The organism is Sphingomonas sp. SORGH_AS_0438, from assembly GCF_031453475.1.
In the GTDB taxonomy this organism is placed as follows: Bacteria; Pseudomonadota; Alphaproteobacteria; order Sphingomonadales; family Sphingomonadaceae; genus Sphingomonas.
Genome location: NZ_JAVIZS010000001.1, coordinates 3,232,501 through 3,250,075 on the forward strand (window position 1 = coordinate 3,232,501; position 17,575 = coordinate 3,250,075).

Annotated in this window: 18 protein-coding genes (1 of these 18 cut by a window edge); 5 read left to right on the forward strand and 13 right to left on the reverse strand. The window is 68.7% G+C overall.

Translation table 11 applies throughout. The features are described 5' to 3' along the window. From QE452_RS15190 to queF, 3 genes are all read right to left on the reverse strand, one after another. Window positions 1-503 carry the 5' portion of a glycoside hydrolase family 130 protein gene (locus tag QE452_RS15190; protein WP_309659407.1) on the reverse strand. The gene continues 778 nt to the left of window position 1, outside the view, so only the first 503 of its 1,281 coding nucleotides appear in the window; it begins with the start codon at window positions 501-503; its stop codon lies beyond the left edge, outside the window. Window positions 504-549: 46 nt separating this feature from the next. Then, window positions 550-2,817, reverse strand: a complete 2,268-nt coding sequence (locus QE452_RS15195; RefSeq protein ID WP_125994857.1) for a glycosyltransferase family 4 protein — start codon at window positions 2,815-2,817, stop codon at window positions 550-552. A 122-nt stretch (window positions 2,818-2,939) separates the two neighbouring features. After that, on the reverse strand, window positions 2,940-3,386 hold the full coding sequence (gene queF, locus QE452_RS15200; RefSeq protein ID WP_125994856.1) for a preQ(1) synthase: 447 nt from the start codon (window positions 3,384-3,386) through the stop codon (window positions 2,940-2,942). 28 nt (window positions 3,387-3,414) lie between these two features. Here queF and QE452_RS15205 point away from each other — a divergent pair, with 28 nt between their 5' ends. The 5 genes from QE452_RS15205 (at window position 3,415) to QE452_RS15225 (ending at window position 9,379) form a co-directional block, all read left to right on the forward strand. Next, window positions 3,415-4,959: a cryptochrome/photolyase family protein gene (locus tag QE452_RS15205; protein WP_309659406.1), complete on the forward strand. Its 1,545-nt coding sequence runs from the start codon at window positions 3,415-3,417 to the stop codon at window positions 4,957-4,959. A 95-nt stretch (window positions 4,960-5,054) separates the two neighbouring features. Further along, window positions 5,055-5,888 carry a sulfurtransferase gene (locus QE452_RS15210; RefSeq protein ID WP_309659405.1) on the forward strand — a complete coding sequence of 278 codons (834 nt, stop codon included), beginning with the start codon at window positions 5,055-5,057 and terminating at the stop codon, window positions 5,886-5,888. Beyond that, window positions 5,885-7,081, forward strand: coding sequence for a cystathionine beta-lyase (metC, locus tag QE452_RS15215; protein ID WP_309659404.1), 1,197 nt, complete (start codon window positions 5,885-5,887; stop codon window positions 7,079-7,081). Before QE452_RS15210 ends, metC begins: the two co-directional genes overlap by 4 nt. Continuing rightward, window positions 7,078-8,349 carry a mechanosensitive ion channel domain-containing protein gene (locus tag QE452_RS15220; RefSeq protein WP_309659403.1) on the forward strand — a complete coding sequence of 424 codons (1,272 nt, stop codon included), beginning with the start codon at window positions 7,078-7,080 and terminating at the stop codon, window positions 8,347-8,349. The genes metC and QE452_RS15220 overlap by 4 nt, the downstream gene beginning before the upstream one ends. A 205-nt stretch (window positions 8,350-8,554) precedes the next feature. After that, the gene (locus tag QE452_RS15225) at window positions 8,555-9,379 is read left to right on the forward strand and encodes a TorF family putative porin (RefSeq protein ID WP_309659402.1); all 825 of its coding nucleotides are present in this window, start codon (window positions 8,555-8,557) and stop codon (window positions 9,377-9,379) included. Window positions 9,380-9,622: 243 nt separating this feature from the next. Here QE452_RS15225 and QE452_RS15230 read toward each other — a convergent pair whose 3' ends face one another. From QE452_RS15230 to rpoZ, 10 genes are all read right to left on the reverse strand, one after another. Further along, complete coding sequence (locus tag QE452_RS15230; RefSeq protein ID WP_309659401.1) at window positions 9,623-10,024, reverse strand: DUF3035 domain-containing protein; 402 nt, start codon at window positions 10,022-10,024, stop codon at window positions 9,623-9,625. After that, complete coding sequence (lspA, locus tag QE452_RS15235) at window positions 10,017-10,523, reverse strand: signal peptidase II (RefSeq protein ID WP_309659400.1); 507 nt, start codon at window positions 10,521-10,523, stop codon at window positions 10,017-10,019. The genes QE452_RS15230 and lspA overlap by 8 nt, the downstream gene beginning before the upstream one ends. Next, window positions 10,520-13,315: an isoleucine--tRNA ligase gene (ileS, locus tag QE452_RS15240; RefSeq protein WP_309659399.1), complete on the reverse strand. Its 2,796-nt coding sequence runs from the start codon at window positions 13,313-13,315 to the stop codon at window positions 10,520-10,522. The genes lspA and ileS overlap by 4 nt, the downstream gene beginning before the upstream one ends. Further along, window positions 13,312-14,247, reverse strand: coding sequence for a bifunctional riboflavin kinase/FAD synthetase (locus QE452_RS15245; protein ID WP_309659398.1), 936 nt, complete (start codon window positions 14,245-14,247; stop codon window positions 13,312-13,314). Before QE452_RS15245 ends, ileS begins: the two co-directional genes overlap by 4 nt. A 14-nt stretch (window positions 14,248-14,261) precedes the next feature. Beyond that, entirely contained in the window at window positions 14,262-14,756 is a 495-nt protein-coding gene (locus QE452_RS15250) for a dihydrofolate reductase (RefSeq protein ID WP_309659397.1), read from the reverse strand. 53 nt (window positions 14,757-14,809) lie between these two features. Beyond that, a complete protein-coding gene (locus tag QE452_RS15255; RefSeq protein WP_309659396.1) occupies window positions 14,810-15,328 on the reverse strand; it encodes a MarR family winged helix-turn-helix transcriptional regulator in 519 nt (172 codons plus the stop codon). A 19-nt stretch (window positions 15,329-15,347) separates the two neighbouring features. Beyond that, entirely contained in the window at window positions 15,348-15,788 is a 441-nt protein-coding gene (locus tag QE452_RS15260; protein WP_309659395.1) for a hypothetical protein, read from the reverse strand. 39 nt (window positions 15,789-15,827) lie between these two features. Next, the gene (locus QE452_RS15265; protein WP_241214903.1) at window positions 15,828-16,211 is read right to left on the reverse strand and encodes a hypothetical protein; all 384 of its coding nucleotides are present in this window, start codon (window positions 16,209-16,211) and stop codon (window positions 15,828-15,830) included. A 38-nt stretch (window positions 16,212-16,249) separates the two neighbouring features. Beyond that, complete coding sequence (locus QE452_RS15270) at window positions 16,250-16,807, reverse strand: helix-turn-helix transcriptional regulator (protein WP_309659393.1); 558 nt, start codon at window positions 16,805-16,807, stop codon at window positions 16,250-16,252. 337 nt (window positions 16,808-17,144) lie between these two features. Next, a complete protein-coding gene (rpoZ, locus tag QE452_RS15275; RefSeq protein WP_184116931.1) occupies window positions 17,145-17,489 on the reverse strand; it encodes a DNA-directed RNA polymerase subunit omega in 345 nt (114 codons plus the stop codon). Window positions 17,490-17,575: the final 86 nt, after the last annotated feature.

Below are 17,575 nucleotides of genomic sequence, written 5' to 3' on the forward strand. Positions count from 1 at the left end.
TCCGGCGCGAGGCGCATCTGGTTGCGGTCAGTAATGATCCCCTCGCGAAAGGCGACGGAGGAGATATGCCCCTCGCCCACCGCGCGCATCGACATGAGGATGCGCAGGCTGCCCGGCGGCATGCCCGACTGGTCGAAATGCGGAACCGCGCTGGGATTCATCAGCGCCGCGGCGGCATAGCTGTACTCGTGGCAGAAATAGGCGCCGATCAGCTGTCGCTTCTCGTCGCCGATCGCCGCGCCGTCGAGCTGGAGCAGGTCCTCGATCTCGTCATAGCGCGTCATGAACACGCGGCGCGTCTGCCAGTGGCGTGCCTCGAAATCCTTGAGCACGATCTCCAGCTCTTCGCGCGCCTGGGCCGGCGTCATCGCCAGCACCTCCGACACCAGCCGCTCGGTGCGACTGGGCGGTGCGCCCGGACCGCCGAACGCGATATGGAAGGGACGCACCACCACGCGCGACGGATCGGCGTGCAAACGCAACTCGTGATTGAACAAATTCATGCTGGCCCCGGCCCCGCGCAATGGTCGTTCCGCCCGACGCGACAAATCACGCGACGGCGCGACCGCCTCCTGCCACGGACCCCATATCCTGCGAAAGCCCTGAAATGGTGCAGCTCGCCAGTTGGAGCGCGAGGATCGACTCCGCGCCCTGGTTGCGGTTGAGCCCGGTCGGCATCAATCCGTCGAAGCAACCGCCATCCTCGACGCTGGCAAGCGGCAGGCCCAGGTCGTTCAGCCCCATGAACCAGCCATAGGCCCGCTCAGCCTCCGCCACCCAGCGCGGGTCGCCGGTCGCGGCATGCGCCGCCTGGCAGGCCTCGACCGTCGCCTGCGCTTCCAGCGGCTGCTGGTCGAACTGGAGCGGATCGGCATAGGGACGATGGAAGCTTTCCGTACCCACCGCGCGGAACCGTCCCTCGGGCGAGGTCTGCTTGGAGACGATCCACTCGAGCGTCGACAGTCCGCATTGCACCAGATCGTCGCGGTCCAGCGCCATGCCGGCGCGGATCAGCGCCTCGGGCAGGCGGGCATTGTCATAGGCGAGCACGATCTCGAACCACTGCCATTCTGGCCGGCGCGTCTCAGCAAGCAGGTCGAGATGCACGTCGGGGAAGCGCTGCAGGATGGTGCGGGCCAGTTCATGGCCGGGCTTGGCCTCCAGCATCGCCGCCGCGCCGAGCATCGCGAAGGATTGCGCACGCAGCGAGCCCAGGTCGAGCGCCAAGCTGGCGGTCGAATCGAACATCACCGCCGCCCAGTCGCGATGCTTCTGCTCGGCCGCGTCGCGCGCGGTGACGCCCAGCGCCCAGAGCGTGCGGCCGTTCGAATCCTCCGAACCCTCTTCCTCGCACCAGGTGCGGTCGAAGCGCATGAAGTTGCGGAAGCGCCGCCGGTCGGGATTCCAGGCATATTGCAGGAAGGAGGCGTAGATCGTCATCCACTTGTCGCGCTGGACCGGATCGAGATCGGGGATGGCGCTGACCAGCATCAGCGCGCGCGCATTGTCGTCGATGCAATAGCCATGGCGGCGATCGGGAATCGAATAGATCGAATGCTGCAACATGCCGGTCGAGTCGCTCATCCGCTCGACCGCGGCGAAATCGGGCTTGAGGGGGCGGACGGCGAGCGGCTTAGCGAGTCGCCTAGGACGTGCCGCGATCGCGGCCTCGGTCGCCGCCAGCATCGCTTCCGCCAGGCGCGGCCAGATCATGGTGCGGCCACGCGAATAGGCGCGCTGCGAGAGGCGATGGCGATCGCGATCATTCGACAGCAGCCGGTCGATCTCGCGCGCGAAGGCGGCACTGTCGCGGAAATCGACCAGCACGCCGTGCCCGTCCGCCAGGATCTCGGTAGCATGGACATAGGGCGTGGAGATCACCGCCTTTCCGACACCCACCGCATAGGACAGCGTGCCCGAGGTGATCTGGGCCGGGTTGAGATAGGGCGTGGCGTAGATGTCCGCCGCCTGGAGATAATCGATCAGGGCGTCATGCTCGACAAAGCCATCGACCAAGGCGAGGTTGTCGCTGACCCCCTTTTCCGCCGCCAGCGCCTTCAGGCTGTCGCGATAGCGTTCGCCCTCATGCGCGACCAGGTTCGGATGGGTCGCGCCCAGCACGACGTAGAGCAGGTTCGGATGCCGTTCGACCACAGTAGGCAGCGCCTCGATGATCGTCTCGATCCCCTTATTGGGGGCGAGCAGGCCGAAGGTCAGCACCACCGGACGGTCCTTCCAGCCGAACCGCTCCTTGAGCGTCGCCGGATCGACCAGTTCCCGATCGGGCACGCCATGCGCGATCATCGCGATCTGGCGCGGATTGGCGGCATAGACGCGCTGCAGGATCTCGCGCCCGCGCTCCGCCATCACCACCACGCGCGCGGCGCGGCGCAGCAGGCCCTCGAGAACGCGGCGTTCGTCGGCGCTCGGCTTCTCCAGCACCGTATGAAGGGTCACCACCACCGGCAGCGTGGTACGGTCGAGCAGCGCGAGCAGATGCTCGCCCGCCGGGCCGCCAAAAATGCCATATTCATGCTGCACCCAGATCGCCTGCGCGCCGCTCGCCTCGATGGTGCGAGCGGTATCGACATAGGCGGACAGCTCGTTCTGCGGAATCGCGCCGGTCACCGCGTCCGGATAAGCATAGCGGCCGGGATGATCGTCCATCGCATAGACGTCCACGCGGATGTCCGGGAAACGGTCGCGCATCGCCTGGTGCACGTCGGTCGTAAAGGTGGCGATCCCGCACTGACGCGGCAGATAATTGCCGATCATCGCCAGGTGGTTGATCGTCATCTCGCTGGACTCTTGCACCATTATCGATCCTCGGGATTGCGTCCACACCACGGAGCGGTGCTATGCGCCATCAAATCAAACCGTTCATCCTTATGAAAGGTTCCATTTTTCCGGTTGCACCGCAACATGAAGCGGCCCGAGGATCAGCCGCGACCGCGATAGGAGGCCACGCCCTGGTCGGGCAGCCAAAGATCGGCGGGCGGCGCGCCCGACTGCCAGAACACGTCGATCGGGATACCGCCGCGCGGATACCAATAGCCGCCGATGCGCAGCCATACCGGCTTCATCTCCTCGACCAGACGCTCGCCGATGCCGACCGTGCAATCCTCGTGGAACGCCGCATGGTTGCGGAACGAGCCGAGGAACAGCTTGAGCGACTTGGATTCGACGATCGTCTCGCCCGGCACATAGTCGATCACCAGATGCGCGAAGTCCGGCTGACCGGTCACCGGGCAGAGCGAGGTGAATTCCGGCGCGGCGAAGCGTACCAGATAGGTGCGGCCGATCCGCGGATTCGGAACGTAATCGAGCACCGCCGCTTCGGGAGAGTCGGGAAGCGCAGCGGTCTGGCCAAGGAATTTCGGTGTCATGCCGCCCATGTAGGATGACGACGCGGCAATGAAAACGCTGATACCGGTGCTGGGCGACCAACTGTCCCTGTCATTGTCCGCCCTGCGCGACCAAGACCGGGACGCCTGTGTGGTGCTGATGATGGAGGTGGTCGAGGAAACGGGCTATGTCCGCCATCACCAGCAGAAGATCGCCTATATCCTGTCGGCGATGCGCCATCATGCCGACGCCTTGCGCGCCGCCGGCTGGACGGTGGACTATCAGCGGCTGGACGATGCCGACGCCGCCGACAGCTTCACCGGCGCGGTCGCCGCCGGGATCGGGCGCCATGCCCCCGACCGGATCGTCGTGACCGAGGCGGGCGAGTGGCGGGTCCGCGCGATGGTGGAAAGCTGGGAGACGCTGTTCGGCCTGCCCGTCGAGATTCGCGCCGACGACCGATTCGTCGCCGATCACCGCGATTTCGAGCAATGGGCCAAGGGGCGGCGCGAGCTGACCATGGAATATTTCTACCGCGACATGCGCCGCCGCACCGGCCTGTTGATGGACGGCGACAAGCCTGAGGGCGGCCGGTGGAATTTCGACAAGGAGAATCGCAAGCCCGCGGAGCGCGACCTGCTGATGCCGCGCCCCCTGGCCTTCGCGCCCGACGCGATCACCGACGAGGTGCTGGCGCTGGTGCGGCAGCGCTTCGCCAACCATCCCGGCCGGCTCGACGGCTTCGACTGGGCGGTGACCGCCGCCGATGCCGAGCGCCAGGCCGAGGCCTTCTTCGCCAACGCCCTGCCGCGCTTCGGCGATTACGAGGATGCGATGCTGACCGGCGAGCGGCATCTCTGGCACTCGATCCTCAGCCCCTATATCAATTCCGGGCTGCTCGACCCGCTCGACCTGTGCCGCCGGGCGGAGGCGGAATATCGCGCCGGCCGCGCCCCGCTCAACAGCGTCGAGGGCTATGTCCGCCAGATCATCGGCTGGCGCGAATATATGCGCGGCATCTACTGGCGCGAGGGGCCGGGCTATGTCGAGCGCAACCATCTCGACCATCACCGGCCGCTGCCCGGCTGGTACTGGACGGGCGAGACCGACCTGCACTGCCTGCGCGAAGCGATCGGCCAGACGCTCGACACCGCGCACGCGCATCATATCCAGCGACTGATGGTGACCGGCAATTTCGCCCTGCTGATCGGCGCGGACCCCGCCGCCGTGCACCGCTGGTATCTGGAGGTCTATGTCGACGCCTATGAATGGGTGGAGCTGCCCAACACGCTGGGGATGAGCCAGTTCGGCGATGGCGGGCTGGTCGGGTCCAAGCCCTATGTCTCCTCCGGCGCCTATATCGACCGGATGTCGGATTACTGCCGCCATTGCCGGTACGATGTGAAGCAGCGGATCGGGCCGGACGCCTGCCCGTTCAACGCGCTCTACTGGGACTTCATCGCCCGGCACGAGGACAAGCTCGCCGGCAACCACCGCATGGCGATGCCCTATCGCACCTGGGCCAAACAATCGGCGGAGGCTCGGGACGCGACGCGGGCGCAGGCGGCCGCCTTCCTCGACAGTCTCGACGGCGGCGGCGGCGCGGATTACTGAACCCCGGCTCGCCCCCGCCCGCGCTTGTCGACGGGCCGCCCGGCCCACGGGGAACGAGTAGAGGTCGCGACAGGCTGGCCCGACCGGAGGCCGTCTTGGACCCGCTCGTCACCACCGAATGGCTCGCCGCCGAACTGGGCGCGCGCGACCTGCGCATCGCCGACGCGACGCTGCTCGACCCCGCGCTGGGCCGCGACGCGCCCGCCGAGTTCGAGGCGGGCCATATCCCGGGCGCGGTGTTCCTCGACCTGGCCGAGCTGCGCGACACCGACTCCCCCCTGCCCAACATGCTGCCGCCCATCGCCAAGGTCGCCAGCCGGCTGGGGCGGCTGGGCCTGGGCGACGGCACCCGTATCGTCCTCTACGACGACAGCCCGTGGAAGAGCGCGGCGCGCGCCTGGTGGCTTATCCGCAACCACAATATCGGCGCGGTCGCGATCCTCGACGGCGGTCTCGCCAAATGGCGGGCCGAGGGCCGGCCGCTGGAGACGGGACAGGCCACGCCCCGCTCGCGCCATGCCACGCCGCGCTTCGAGCCGACGCACCTGCGCACGCTCCACCAGATGCGTGCCAATCTGGACAGCGGGGCCGAGCAGGTGATCGACGCCCGCTCGCCCGGCCGCTTCACCGGCGCGGAGGGCGATCCGCACGGCGCCGCCCCCGGTCATATCCCGGGCTCGCACAACCTCCATTATGCGCGCCTCTTCCACCCGGACGGCACCTATAAGCGGGGCGCGGCGCTGGCGGAGGCATTCGCCGGGGTCGACCTCGACCGGCCGATCGTCACCACCTGCGGATCGGGCGTCACCGCTGCGACGCTCGCCTTCGCGCTCCACCTGATGGGTCGCGACGCCGCCCTGTATGACGGCAGCTGGAGCGAATGGGGCGGCCGGGCCGACACCCCCAAGGCACTAGGAGCAACGGCATGAGCGGCGACATCACCGACAAGCGCGAGGGCACGCGCGTCGTCCAGGCCGGACGGCGGCCCGAATGGACGGCGGGCATCGTCAACCCGCCGGTCTGGCGCGCCTCGACCATCCTGTACGATTCGGTCGCGCATCTGCGCGAATCGGGCGGGCGCGACACGCATCACCGGCTGTTCTACGGCCGGCGCGGCACGCCGACGCAATGGTCGCTCGCCGATGCGCTGACCAGCCTGGAGCCGGGCGCGGAGGGCACCTTCCTCTATCCGTCCGGCGTCGCCGCCATCTCGACCGCGCTGCTCGCGATCCTGTCGCCGGGCGATGAGCTGCTGCTGGTCGACAGCGCCTATGACCCGACGCGCAACCTGGCGGGTGGCTTGCTCAAGCGGATGGGGATCACCACCCGCTTCTACGACCCGATGATCGGGGCGGGCATCGCCGATCTGATCGGCGAGCGCACCCGCGCCATCTTCATGGAGAGCCCCGGCAGCCTGACCTTCGAGGTGCAGGACGTGCCCGCGATCGTCGCGGCCGCGCGGGCCCGCGGCGTGACGACCCTCATCGACAATACCTGGGCGACGCCCCTGCTGTTCCCGGTGATCGAGCTGGGCGTCGACTATACCATCCTGGCTTGCACCAAGTATATCGTCGGCCATTCGGACGTGATGCTGGGATCGGTCACCGCCGGCCCGGGCCAGTTCGCGCGGCTGCGCGACGCCAGCCTGCAACTGGGCCAGGTGACCAGCCCCGACGATGCCTGGCTCGGCAGCCGGGGCCTGCGCACCATGGCGGTGCGGCTGCGCCATCACGAGGCCGCCGCGCTCCGCATCGCGCGCTGGCTGGCGGAGCGGCCGGAGGTGGCGGCGGTGCTCCACCCGGCCCTGCCCGGCTGCCCCGGCCACGACCTGTTCCTGCGCGACTTCAAGGGATCGAGCGGCCTGTTCGCCTTCACCCTGGCCGGCGGCAGCGATGCCGCCCGCGCCGCGCTGATCGACACGCTCGACCTGTTCGGCATCGGCTATAGCTGGGGCGGATATGAGAGCCTGGCGATCCCGATCGATCCGCAACGCCATCGCAGCGTCACCGCGCGCGACGATGCCGGGCCGATGGTCCGCCTCCAGATCGGCCTGGAGGACCCGGAGGACCTGATCGCCGACCTGGAACGCGGCCTGGCCGCCTGGCGCGCCACGGCGGCGTGAACCCGCTCCTCGCCTGGTGGCGGACGACCGGCTTCGCCACGCCGGGACGCGGCGACCTGGCGCAGGTCGGGGTGGCGGGCGGACTGGTGCTGCTCTGCTTGCTGGCGGGGGTGCTGGCCGGCCGCCGGCTCGGCCCGCCGGTCGGCCTGTGGTGGAAGCAGCACGCCTCCGGCCATGGCGAGGGGATATGGACGCGCACCACCGCAATCCTCCGGCATCTCAGCGCCGCCCTGCTGCTGGCGATCGTGCTGACCGTCTGGCCCTGGCCGCCGCTCGCCGCGCTGCCGCTGGGCTTCGCGGCCGGGCTGGCGACGGCACGCGCCGCGCATCAGGTGCTGCGCGGCCTGGGCCTGCCGCGCTGGTCGGCCTGGCTGGTCGCGATCGTGCTGTTCGTCGCCCTGTTCAGCCGCGCGGTCGGCGGGCCGGAGCCGATCACCCAGGTGCTGGAGCGGATCGGCTTTCCCTTCGGGCAGCGCCGCCTGTCGCTGCTGACGCTGATCAGCATGACCGTGACGCTGGTCGCGCTGTTCGCGGGCGTGCGGCTGGTCAACCGCGTCGCCGGCCATTCGATCGGCCATGCCAGCGGCCTGGACCCGACGCAGAAGCTGCTGGCGCAGAAGCTGGTCGGGGTCGGCGTGGTCATCCTCGCCTTCTTCTTCGGCATCGACCTGCTCGGGCTGGACCTGACCAGCTTCGCGATCTTCTCCGGCGCCTTCGGCCTGGCGGTCGGCTTCGGCCTGCAGAAGACGATCGGCAACCTGATCGCCGGGATCATCCTGTTGATGGACCGTTCGATCAAGCCCGGCGACGTGATCGTCGTCGGCGAGGAGGCCGGCCGGGTCAACAAGATCGGGGTGCGCGCCGTCTCCGTCATCACCCGCGACGGCAAGGAGCATCTGATCCCCAACGAGAATCTGATGACGCAGGAGGTGGAGAACTGGTCCTTCTCCGACCGCAACGTGCGGGTGCGAATCGCGGTGCGGGTGGGTTACGACTGCGATCTGAAGCTGGCGCAGGCGCTGATGCTGCGCGCGGCGGCGGAAAGCCCGCGCGTGCTGAAGAGCCCCAGGCCCAATGTCTGGCTGACCGCCTACGGCGAATATGCGGTCGAGCATGAGATCCTGGCCTGGATCAGCGATCCCGAGGGGGGCGTCGGCAATGTCCGCTCCGATGTGCTCAACCGCTTGTGGTGGTTGCTGAAAGAGCACGACATCCGCATCCCGGTGCCGCAGCGCGAGATCCGATTGCGGCCGTCGCGGGACGATTGATCGCGAACTTCGCCTGTGGCTTGGGCGCAACATGCTGATGTCCGGTGGCGATCGGGGGCACGAAAACATCTTGTGCGCTGCGGCACCGGCTGTCATGTCGCTGTCACCGACGGACGGACCGCACGGGGGCTTCGGCCCTGACAGAGGCAGTCCCCTTCGGGAATGCAGGCGGGGACATCGGCTTCATCCCTCAGGGAGACACCTGATGCGCTTCTCGCACTTCCTGGTCGCCGGGCTCTCGCTCGCGGCCGCTACCCCTGCCCTGGCGCAGGACACTGCGCCGCCCTCGCCCATCACGGTCAGTGGCAGCGCGTCGATTTTGACCGACTATCGTCTGCGCGGCATCTCGCAGACCAACAAGAACGCGGCCGTCCAGGCGGCGCTGACGATCGCGCATGAAAGCGGCTTCTATATCGGCACCTTCGCGTCCAACCTGGCGGGTTGGGGCACGTTCGGCGGCGCCAATATGGAGTTGGACGCGATCGGCGGCTACAAGCACAGCTTCGGCAGCGCGACGATCGACACCGGCGTCACCTGGTACACCTATCCGGGCGGCTTCTCCGAGTCCGACGTGGTCGAGTTCTTCGGCCGACTGTCCGGCGCGGCCGGTCCGGCGACGCTGACGGCGGGCGCCTATTATGCGCCCAAGCAGACCTCGCTCGGCAATTTCTCCAACACGCCGTACAGCCGCGGCCAGCGCCAGGACAATGTCTACCTGACCGGCGACGCGGCGGTCGCGGTGCCCAGCACGCCGATCACCGCCAAGGCGCATATCGGCTATTCGCACGGCAATCCGGGCCTGGGCCCCAACGGCACCAGCCTGGCGCCGACCGGCGAATATTGGGACTGGTCGCTGGGCGCCGACGTCGCGGCCTATAAGAACCTGGTGCTCAACGTGTCCTATATCGACACCGACATCAGCAAGTCCGAGTCCGCCTATCTCCAGCCCAATTTCTCCAAGGGCCAGGTGCCCGGCGGCGCGTCGATCGCCGGCGGTACGGTGGTGTTCTCGCTGACCGCGGCCTTCTGATTTCACCCACGACGGTAGGTGGCGGCTTCGGGGGAAGCCACCGCCCGCCCGAACGACGAAGGGCCGGCGCTCCACAGGGGGAGCGCCGGCCCTTTTCGTAACGGGTTGCAAAGCAAGGGCTGCTGCAAAGGCAGGCGCCAAGCGGAACAACGCCTTATGACCTGTGGGGCCCTGGGCTCCTGCGTTCGCAGGAGCACGAAGGGGGTGGGCCTAGGCCTGCCCGCCCCCTTCGACCCTCGCCGGTCAGTTCGCGGTGGCGCGCGCGTCCTGGCCGTCGCCGGCCGGGGCGGCGACGATGCTGCGGGTCGTCTCGCCCTTGTCGATCACATTGGTCTGCGGATCGCCGGCCGAGGAACGGATGCCGGGCGCGGCGGCGTCCGCCCCGGCCTGGTCCAGCGCCGCCCGCTCCGACGCGCTGCGCGGCGCGTTGCCGAACAGGGCCTCGACCGTGTCCTGCTGGCTGGAATTGTCCTGCGGCCGCGCGGTGCCCGGCTGCGGCGGGACCAGCGCGTAATCGGGCGGGATCACCAGCGGTGGCTGGCGCGCGACGGCGAATTCGTCGGGCCGCGCCCGATCGAGCGAACGGCCGGCGCCGCAACCGGCAAGGAGCGCCGCCGCTCCGACGATGGCCACGAAGTTACGCATGGGGACTCTCCACAGAAGGCGCGGCCTTGTCGCGCGACAGAAAGGCACGGAGCAGCAGCACCAGAACACCGATGGTAATCGCCGCATCGGCGACATTGAAGACCAAAAAGGGCCGCCAGTCACCGAAGTGCAGGTCGGCGAAATCGACCACATAGCCGAAGCGCACCCGGTCGAGGATGTTGCCGAGCGCGCCGCCCAGCACCAGCCCCAGCGCGACCTGGTCGGTCGGATGCTTCTCGCGCGTCATCCAGATCGCGACGCCGATCGCGATCGCCCCGGTCATCGCCACCAGCGCCCAGCGCGTGGCATTGCCATCGGCGGGCAACAGACCCAGCGACACGCCGACATTGGGCACGAAGCGGAGCGAGAAGATCGGCGCGACATAGCGTTCCGCGCCCAGATGATCGAGGCCGAGCGGCCCGACCACCGCCCATTTGACCAGCTGGTCGAGCGCGAACAGCACCAGCGCCGCGAGCAGGCCGCGCTTGGGCAGGGTCATGCCACCACCCCGTCGCAGCGGTCGCACAATGCGCCGTCCACCGTCACTTCGGGCAGGTGCCGCCAGCAACGGCCGCACTTATGCCGCTCGGTCCGGGCGACCGCCACATCCTCGCCCACGCGCACATCGGCGACGATGAACAGTTCGGCCAGCTCCGCCCCGGGCAAGGGGGCGCTCGGCACCGTCACTTCGGCTTCCAGGCTGGAGCGGATCGTCTTGGCGCGGCGCAGCGGCTCGATCGCCTCGGTCACCGTCTCGCGCAAGGCGCGCACGCCCTGCCAGCGGGTGCCGAGTGGCACATCGCCGTCCAGCGCCGGCAGTTCGGGCCATTCGAGCAGATGCACCGACCCGTCCTCGCTGGGGAAGCGCGCCTGCCACACTTCCTCGGCGGTGAAGCACAGGATCGGCGCGGCATAGCGGACCAGCGCGTGGAACAGGATGTCGAGCACGGTGCGATAGCTGCGCCGCTTCAGACTGTCGGTCGCGTCGCAATAGAGGCTGTCCTTGCGCACGTCGAAGAAGAAGGCGCTCAGATCCTCATTGGCGAAGTCGGTCAGCAGCCGGATATAGCGGTTGAACTCGTAGCCGGTCGCCGCCGTGCGCAGCTCGGTGTCGATCATGCCCAGCCGGTGGAGCACATAGCGCTCCAGCTCGGGCATCGCCTCGACCGCCACCGCCTCTTCGTCGGTGAAGCCGTCGAGCGCGCCGAGCAGGTAGCGGAAGGTGTTGCGCAGCTTGCGATAGGCGTCCGACGCGGTCGCCAGCACTTCCTTGCCGATCCGCACATCGTCGAAATAATCGGTCGAGGCGACCCACATGCGCAGGATGTCGGCCCCCGATTCGCCGATCACTTTGAGCGGATCGACGACATTGCCCAGCGACTTGGACATCTTGCGCCCCTTGTCGTCGAGCGCGAAGCCATGGGTCAGCACCGCGTCATAGGGTGCGCGGCCGCGCGTGCCGCAGCTTTCCAGCAGCGACGACTGGAACCAGCCGCGATGCTGGTCCGACCCCTCCAGATAGAGGTTGGCGCGCACGCCCGCGCCGTAGCGCGCCTCGACGGTGAAGACATGCGTGCAGCCCGAATCGAACCACACGTCGAGAATGTCGTTCTGCGGCTCCCAGTCGGCGAGCGTGTATCCCTCACCGAGCAGCGCCTGATGGTCGCCGGTGAACCACGCGTCCGCGCCGCCGTCGCGAAAGGCCTGGACGATGCGGGCATTGACCGCCGGGTCGTTCAGATACTCGCCGGTCGCGCGGTTGACGTAGAGCGCGATCGGCACGCCCCAGGCGCGCTGGCGGCTGATCACCCAGTCGGGCCGGCCCTGCACCATCGCGGTGATGCGGTTCTCGGCGCGCGGCGGCACCCATTGGGTCCGGGCGATCGAATCGAGCGCCAGTTCGCGCAGGGTCGCGCCATTGCCGTTGCCGCCGTCGACGTCCGCCACGCCGGCACGGTCCATCGGGATGAACCATTGCGGCGTCGCGCGGAAGATCACCTTGGCCTTGGAGCGCCAGCTATGCGGATAGCTGTGCTTGAAATCGTCCGACGCGGCGAGCAGCGCGCCGGCCGCGCGCAGGTCGGTGCAGATCGGGCCGTCGCTGGCCACGAACTTCTTGTTGATGACCGAGCCCTGCCCGCCCAGCCACGCCCAGTCGGCGCGGTACAGGCCGGCGGCATCGACCGCGAACACCGGATCGATACCGAACTGCTTGCAGAGCAGGAAATCGTCCTCGCCATGGTCCGGGGCCATATGGACCAGGCCGGTGCCGGCATCGGTGGTGACGAAATCGCCCGGCAGCATCGGCCGCGCCTTGGCGAAGAAGCCGCCCAGCGCATGCATCGGATGGCGCACGACCGCGCCGTCCAGCTGCGTGCCCTTGCCCGTCCAGCCGGTGCGGGTCGGCACGATGCCGGCGCGGGCCGCGAAGGATTCGACCAGCGCATCGGCGACCAGGAAGCGGCGACCCGCCTCGTCGGCGACCAGCACGTAATCCACGTCCGGGCCATAGGCGAGCGCCTGGTTGACCGGGATCGTCCAGGGCGTCGTCGTCCAGATCACCGCATGGGCGCCGACCAGATCGGGTGCGTTCGGGGCCTCGACGATCTCGAACGCCACGTCGATCTGGGTCGACACGACATCCTCATATTCGACCTCGGCCTCGGCCAGCGCGGTCTTCTCGACCGGCGACCACATCACCGGCTTGGCGCCGCGATAGAGCTGGCCGCTCTCGGCGAACTTCAGCAACTCGCCGACGATCGCCGCCTCGGCGTCGTAGTTCATCGTGAGATACGGGTCGGACCAGTCGCCCATCACGCCCAGCCGCTCGAACTCGGCGCGCTGCACATCGACCCATTTCGCCGCATAGGCGCGGCATTCGGCGCGGAACTGGTCGACGGGCACGTCGTCCTTGTTCAGCTTCTTGGCGCGATAGGCCTCCTCGACCTTCCACTCGATCGGCAGGCCATGGCAGTCCCAGCCGGGCACATAGGGCGCATCCTTGCCGAGCAGCGACTGGCTGCGGACGATCACGTCCTTCAGCACCTTGTTCATCGCATGGCCCATATGGATGTCGCCATTGGCATAGGGCGGGCCGTCGTGGAGCACGAACAATTCGCGGCCCGCACGCGCCGCGCGCAGCCGCTGATACAGGTCGATCCGCGCCCAGCGATCGAGGATCGCCGGCTCCTTGGCGGCCAGGCCCGCCTTCATCGGGAAGTCGGTCTTCGGCAGGAAGACGGTGTCGCGCCAGTCGCGCGCGGGCTCTTGGGTCGAAGATGCGTCGGTCATGAATGCGCGGCCCCTAGAACCTCCCGCGCCCGCAGACAATCGGCGTCCATCTGCGCGATCAGCGCGTCCAGTCCGTCGAACATCGCCTCGGGGCGGAGGTATTCGATCAGCTCGACCTCCAGCCGGCGGCCGTACAGGTCGCCGGTGAAATCGAAGAAATACGGCTCCAGCAGCTCCTTCAGCGGCGTGAACTGCGGCCGGATGCCCAGATTGGCGGCGCCGTTCAGCACCCGCCCGTCGTCCAGCCGCCCGCGCACCGCATAGATGCCATAGGCCGGGCGCAGATATTGGCCGAGCTGGAGATTGGCGGTCGGATAGCCGATCGTGCGGCCGACCTTGTCGCCATGCTCCACCATGCCGGCGATCGTGAACGGACGGGTCAGCAGCCGTGCCGCCTCACGCGTCTCGCCCAGGCGCAGATGCGCGCGGATGCGGCTGGAGGAGACCGGCTCGCCCGCCAGCGTGACCGGGGCGACGGCGGTGGCGCTGAAGCCATGGCGCGCGCCCAGCCGCGCCAGCACCTCCGCATCGCCCGACTTGCGCCGGCCGAAGGTGAAGTCCTGCCCGGTCACCACGCCCGCGACGCGCAGCCGGTCGAGCAGCCGCTCGGCCACGAACGCCTCGGCATCCAGGCCGGCAAGCGCCGCGTCGAAACCGAACACCAGCATCGCGTCCGCGCCGGCCTCGGCGAACAGCCGTTCGCGCTGGTCGAGCGTGGTCAGGCGGAAGGGCGGGGTGTCGGGCACGAAATGCCGCACCGGATGCGGATCGAAGGTCGCGACCAGCGCCGGTCGCCCCTCGCGCCGGGCGCGCGCGACCGCCTCCCCGACCACCGCCTGATGTCCGAGGTGAAAGCCGTCGAAATTGCCGAGCGCGACGATCCCGCCGGCAAGATGGGGCGGAATGGCCGAGCCGCCGTCGAGCCGCTGCATGGCCGCGCTGTAGCTTAGCCGCGCGGGCTTGGCGATAGGGTCGATTCGCCCGGCGGCAGCAGCGTGACGAAGCTGTAGGCGGGGCGACCGTCCGCCGCCGGATGATCCTCGCGCGCCACCTCGCGCCAGCCGGCGAAGTCCGGCACCCGCGTGTCGCCCGCCGCATCGACATGCACCTCGGTCAGCTCGATCCGGTCGGGCGTGAACAGCGCGAAGATTTCCGCGCCGCCGATCACCGCCGCATCGCCGCCCGCCAGCGCCAGTGCGGCGGCCGGGTCATGCGCGACCTCCGCCCCCGCCGCCGACCAGGCCCGGTCGCGGGTCAGCACGATATGCCGCCGGCCGGGCAGCGGCGCGGGGAAGCTGTCGAAGGTCTTGCGCCCCATGATCATCGGCCGGCCCAGCGTCTGCGCCTTGAACCGCTTCAGGTCGGCGGGCAGGTGCCAGGGCAATCGCCCGTCGACGCCGATCACGCCATTGTCGGCGCGCGCGAGATGGAAGGTGATCATGCCGCCCCCTGCCCCGCCCCGCCGGACACGGCAAGGCCGCGTCGCATCGGGCCTCAGATCTGGTCGAGGTAACGCAGCATGACGTCCTGGGCGTGCGGCGTCAGCTCGACATAGCGGACGCGTGCATCGCTCTTGCTCTGCCAGCACCGGGCCAGCCCCTCGCGCTCCAGCACCTTGATCCAGCGCAGCGCCGTGGTCTGGGGCACGCAGGACGCGCTCGACAGGTTGGAGATCGGCACGCGGTCGCCCCGCTCCTGCTGGATGAACAGATGGAGCAGCATGTCCCAGGCCGGTTCCTGGAACAGCCCGTCGGGATGGCCGAACAGGCGCTGGCGCAGGCGGCGCTGTTCATAGAGCGCCGCCGCCCGTTCCACATAGCTGGGCTGTTCGGGCGGGGTCGGCAGCTCGGCCGCGCCGTCGACGGGCACGGGCTCGGCCGGCTGGTCGGGAACGGCGGTCAGCACCGGTGCCTCGGTCCGGGGGCCGACCGCGACCTGCGCGGCGAGCAGCCAGTCCTGCCATTGGGCACGATCGGAGTCCGGCCAGCGGACCAGGCGGATGTGGTTCTTCACGGTCTGTCTCGATTGTTGGTCAGGCCGACCAGTCGGGGTCGGCGCCCGCCGCGTGGCGGCGATGCTGGTGGCGGATCGTGCCGACCAGCAGCAGGGCGAGCATCGCATAGGCGAGCTGGCCGACCGCGACGGCATAGATCCAGGGCAGCAGGAACGGTTGATAGGCCTTGGCGAAATGCACCGCGATCGCGATCAGGTGCATCGCCGCCAGCCAGAGCGGCCAGAACCGCGCCGCCCGCAGCGCCACCACGCCCAGCGCCGCGAGCAGCGCCACGTCGATCGCCAGGATCCGCCAATGGAGCTGGTCGAACCCGCGCGGCACGGTCGGCATCAGCAGCGTCCCCAACCCCGCCGCCATCAGCAGCAGCGCGACCACCCGCTCGGGCTGGCCGCCCCGCCACCAGGCATAGCCGCACACCAGGATCTGGACGATGTTGAAGATCAGGATGTGCGGGGCCATGGCGGGGTGGATCCGGTGAACCGGCCGTCAGCGTTGCGATCAGGCCGCGTCGCGGATGGACACGATGCTGGCGCTGCTGCGGCCGTAATTGTCGTCGCCCGGCTTCGGCTGCTCATCGCCATAGGCGACGACATAGCCAACCTGCTGGTTAATCTTGTCAAGCAGGCGATGGCTGGCGACGGCATGGCCGCGCGCCTCGCCCATCGCGGTCAGCGCCTGGCAGACGCGGTCGAACACGCCCTGCCCGACCACGGCGGACAGACGCGCCTCGGTCCGGGCAGCGGGGAGCAAGGTGGCGAGACGGCCGCCCAGCGCGAAGCTGTCGTCGATCGCCTGTTCGAAGGCGCGCAGCGTATTGGCCAGTTCCTCGGCGGCGGGCATCGCCACGGCTTCGGTCGGAATGGTGTGCAGCATCTGGGTCATCCATGCGTCCGCCCCCAAAGGGAGCGCCCCTGTCCGGACTATGTGGGTAGCTTCCAGACTCGTCCGAGTAGCCCGGTCAGCGTTTCGAGTGCGGTCACCAGCGTGCCGAACCCCACCACCGAGGCGAGGGCCAGAGCCGGTATCCACAGGAGTCGCTGGCCCATGCTCAGGTCATTGCCGACTTCCCCCTGTCGCCGGAGCGGCAGGCGGAACCCCGATACCGGCGCCGCCCCGGTCGGGGATGGCGCTGGAGCGACGGGGTCCGCCCTGTCCGGCGAGACCGGAAATGCGAGGGAAACCGGGGCTTCCACCACCCCGGCGGTTTCCACCCCCGGATTTTCAGGGGGTGGATTGCGGGACGGAACGGCCAGCATGTCGCCCTGGGGCAGGGCGGATTCATGCTCGGCCAGGGCATTGGCGGCGGCGGCGCGGCCGCGCACGCCGATGATCTCCGCCGCCTCGGTCAGATAGCCGTCAACGGTGCCCGGCGCGATGCCGAGCTCTGCCGCGATCTGCTTCGAGCTTTTAAGCTGGCGCACCAGTCGCAGACATTCGCGATGTCTCGGGGCAAGCCGCGCGAATCGATCAGCATCCATAACGGATCAATGCCGGCCAATGCCGGCCGAGTGCAATGGCGTGCGCGCGCTGACGCATCGGAAATGGTGGAAAAGCGGTTTACGTTACCGCTTTGTGGTGGTGATTGGCCGGCTTGGCGGCCAGGTCGGAGGAGCTCGGCAACCAAGCCGGACAGGCTGGTGCTCCTGCGAAGGCAGGAGCCTAGAGCCCAGCAAGGCAACGCCTTATGGACCCGGCGCAGGTCTTCGCCGTCGCGAGAGGCTGTCGCGACTTTCCGACGATCTGTTCGGCCAACGAAAAAGGGCCGCGACGTCGCCGTCGCAGCCCCTTGTCCGATGGGAAGCCTATATCCGGCGATCAGCCGTCGTAATCGGCGCCCAGATTCTGGTTGCGCGGCGGCGCGGCGGCGGTGAGGCGCAGCGCCTCCGCCGATGCGGCCAGGCTGCCGATCTCGTCCGCCTCGTCCTCGTCGTCGATCCGCACCTTCTGCAGGCTGTTGACCACCGACTCTTCGAGATTGTCGGGACGGACCGTTTCCTCGGCGATCTCGCGCAGCGCGACGACCGGGTTCTTGTCGCGATCGCGGTCGAGCGTCAGCTCCGCGCCGCCCGAAATCTGCCGCGCGCGCTGGGCGGCGAACAGCACCAGATCGAAACGGTTGGGAATCTTGTCGACGCAATCCTCGACGGTGACGCGTGCCATGCCGTGTCCTTCGGAAACCGGAATCAGGAGAAGCGTGAGCGGCTATCCGCCGGCCGCCGAAAAGTCAAGGTAAACCGCCACCCACG

Bases quoted from the DNA above. Each gene is read 5' to 3' on its own strand.
- rpoZ (WP_184116931.1), bottom strand. From the start codon at position 17,489: ATGGCACGCGTCACCGTCGAGGATTGCGTCGACAAGATTCCCAACCGT.
- QE452_RS15205 (WP_309659406.1), top strand. From the start codon at position 3,415: ATGAAAACGCTGATACCGGTGCTGGGCGACCAACTGTCCCTGTCATTG.
- QE452_RS15245 (WP_309659398.1), bottom strand. From the start codon at position 14,247: ATGCAGCGGCTCGACGGCGGCTCGGCCATTCCGCCCCATCTTGCCGGC.
- QE452_RS15260 (WP_309659395.1), bottom strand. From the start codon at position 15,788: ATGGCCCCGCACATCCTGATCTTCAACATCGTCCAGATCCTGGTGTGC.
- QE452_RS15225 (WP_309659402.1), top strand. From the start codon at position 8,555: ATGCGCTTCTCGCACTTCCTGGTCGCCGGGCTCTCGCTCGCGGCCGCT.
- QE452_RS15250 (WP_309659397.1), bottom strand. From the start codon at position 14,756: ATGATCACCTTCCATCTCGCGCGCGCCGACAATGGCGTGATCGGCGTC.
- queF (WP_125994856.1), bottom strand. From the start codon at position 3,386: ATGACACCGAAATTCCTTGGCCAGACCGCTGCGCTTCCCGACTCTCCC.
- QE452_RS15270 (WP_309659393.1), bottom strand. From the start codon at position 16,807: ATGGATGCTGATCGATTCGCGCGGCTTGCCCCGAGACATCGCGAATGT.
- QE452_RS15195 (WP_125994857.1), bottom strand. From the start codon at position 2,817: ATGGTGCAAGAGTCCAGCGAGATGACGATCAACCACCTGGCGATGATC.
- QE452_RS15265 (WP_241214903.1), bottom strand. From the start codon at position 16,211: ATGACCCAGATGCTGCACACCATTCCGACCGAAGCCGTGGCGATGCCC.
- metC (WP_309659404.1), top strand. From the start codon at position 5,885: ATGAGCGGCGACATCACCGACAAGCGCGAGGGCACGCGCGTCGTCCAG.
- lspA (WP_309659400.1), bottom strand. From the start codon at position 10,523: ATGACCCTGCCCAAGCGCGGCCTGCTCGCGGCGCTGGTGCTGTTCGCG.
- QE452_RS15230 (WP_309659401.1), bottom strand. From the start codon at position 10,024: ATGCGTAACTTCGTGGCCATCGTCGGAGCGGCGGCGCTCCTTGCCGGT.
- ileS (WP_309659399.1), bottom strand. From the start codon at position 13,315: ATGACCGACGCATCTTCGACCCAAGAGCCCGCGCGCGACTGGCGCGAC.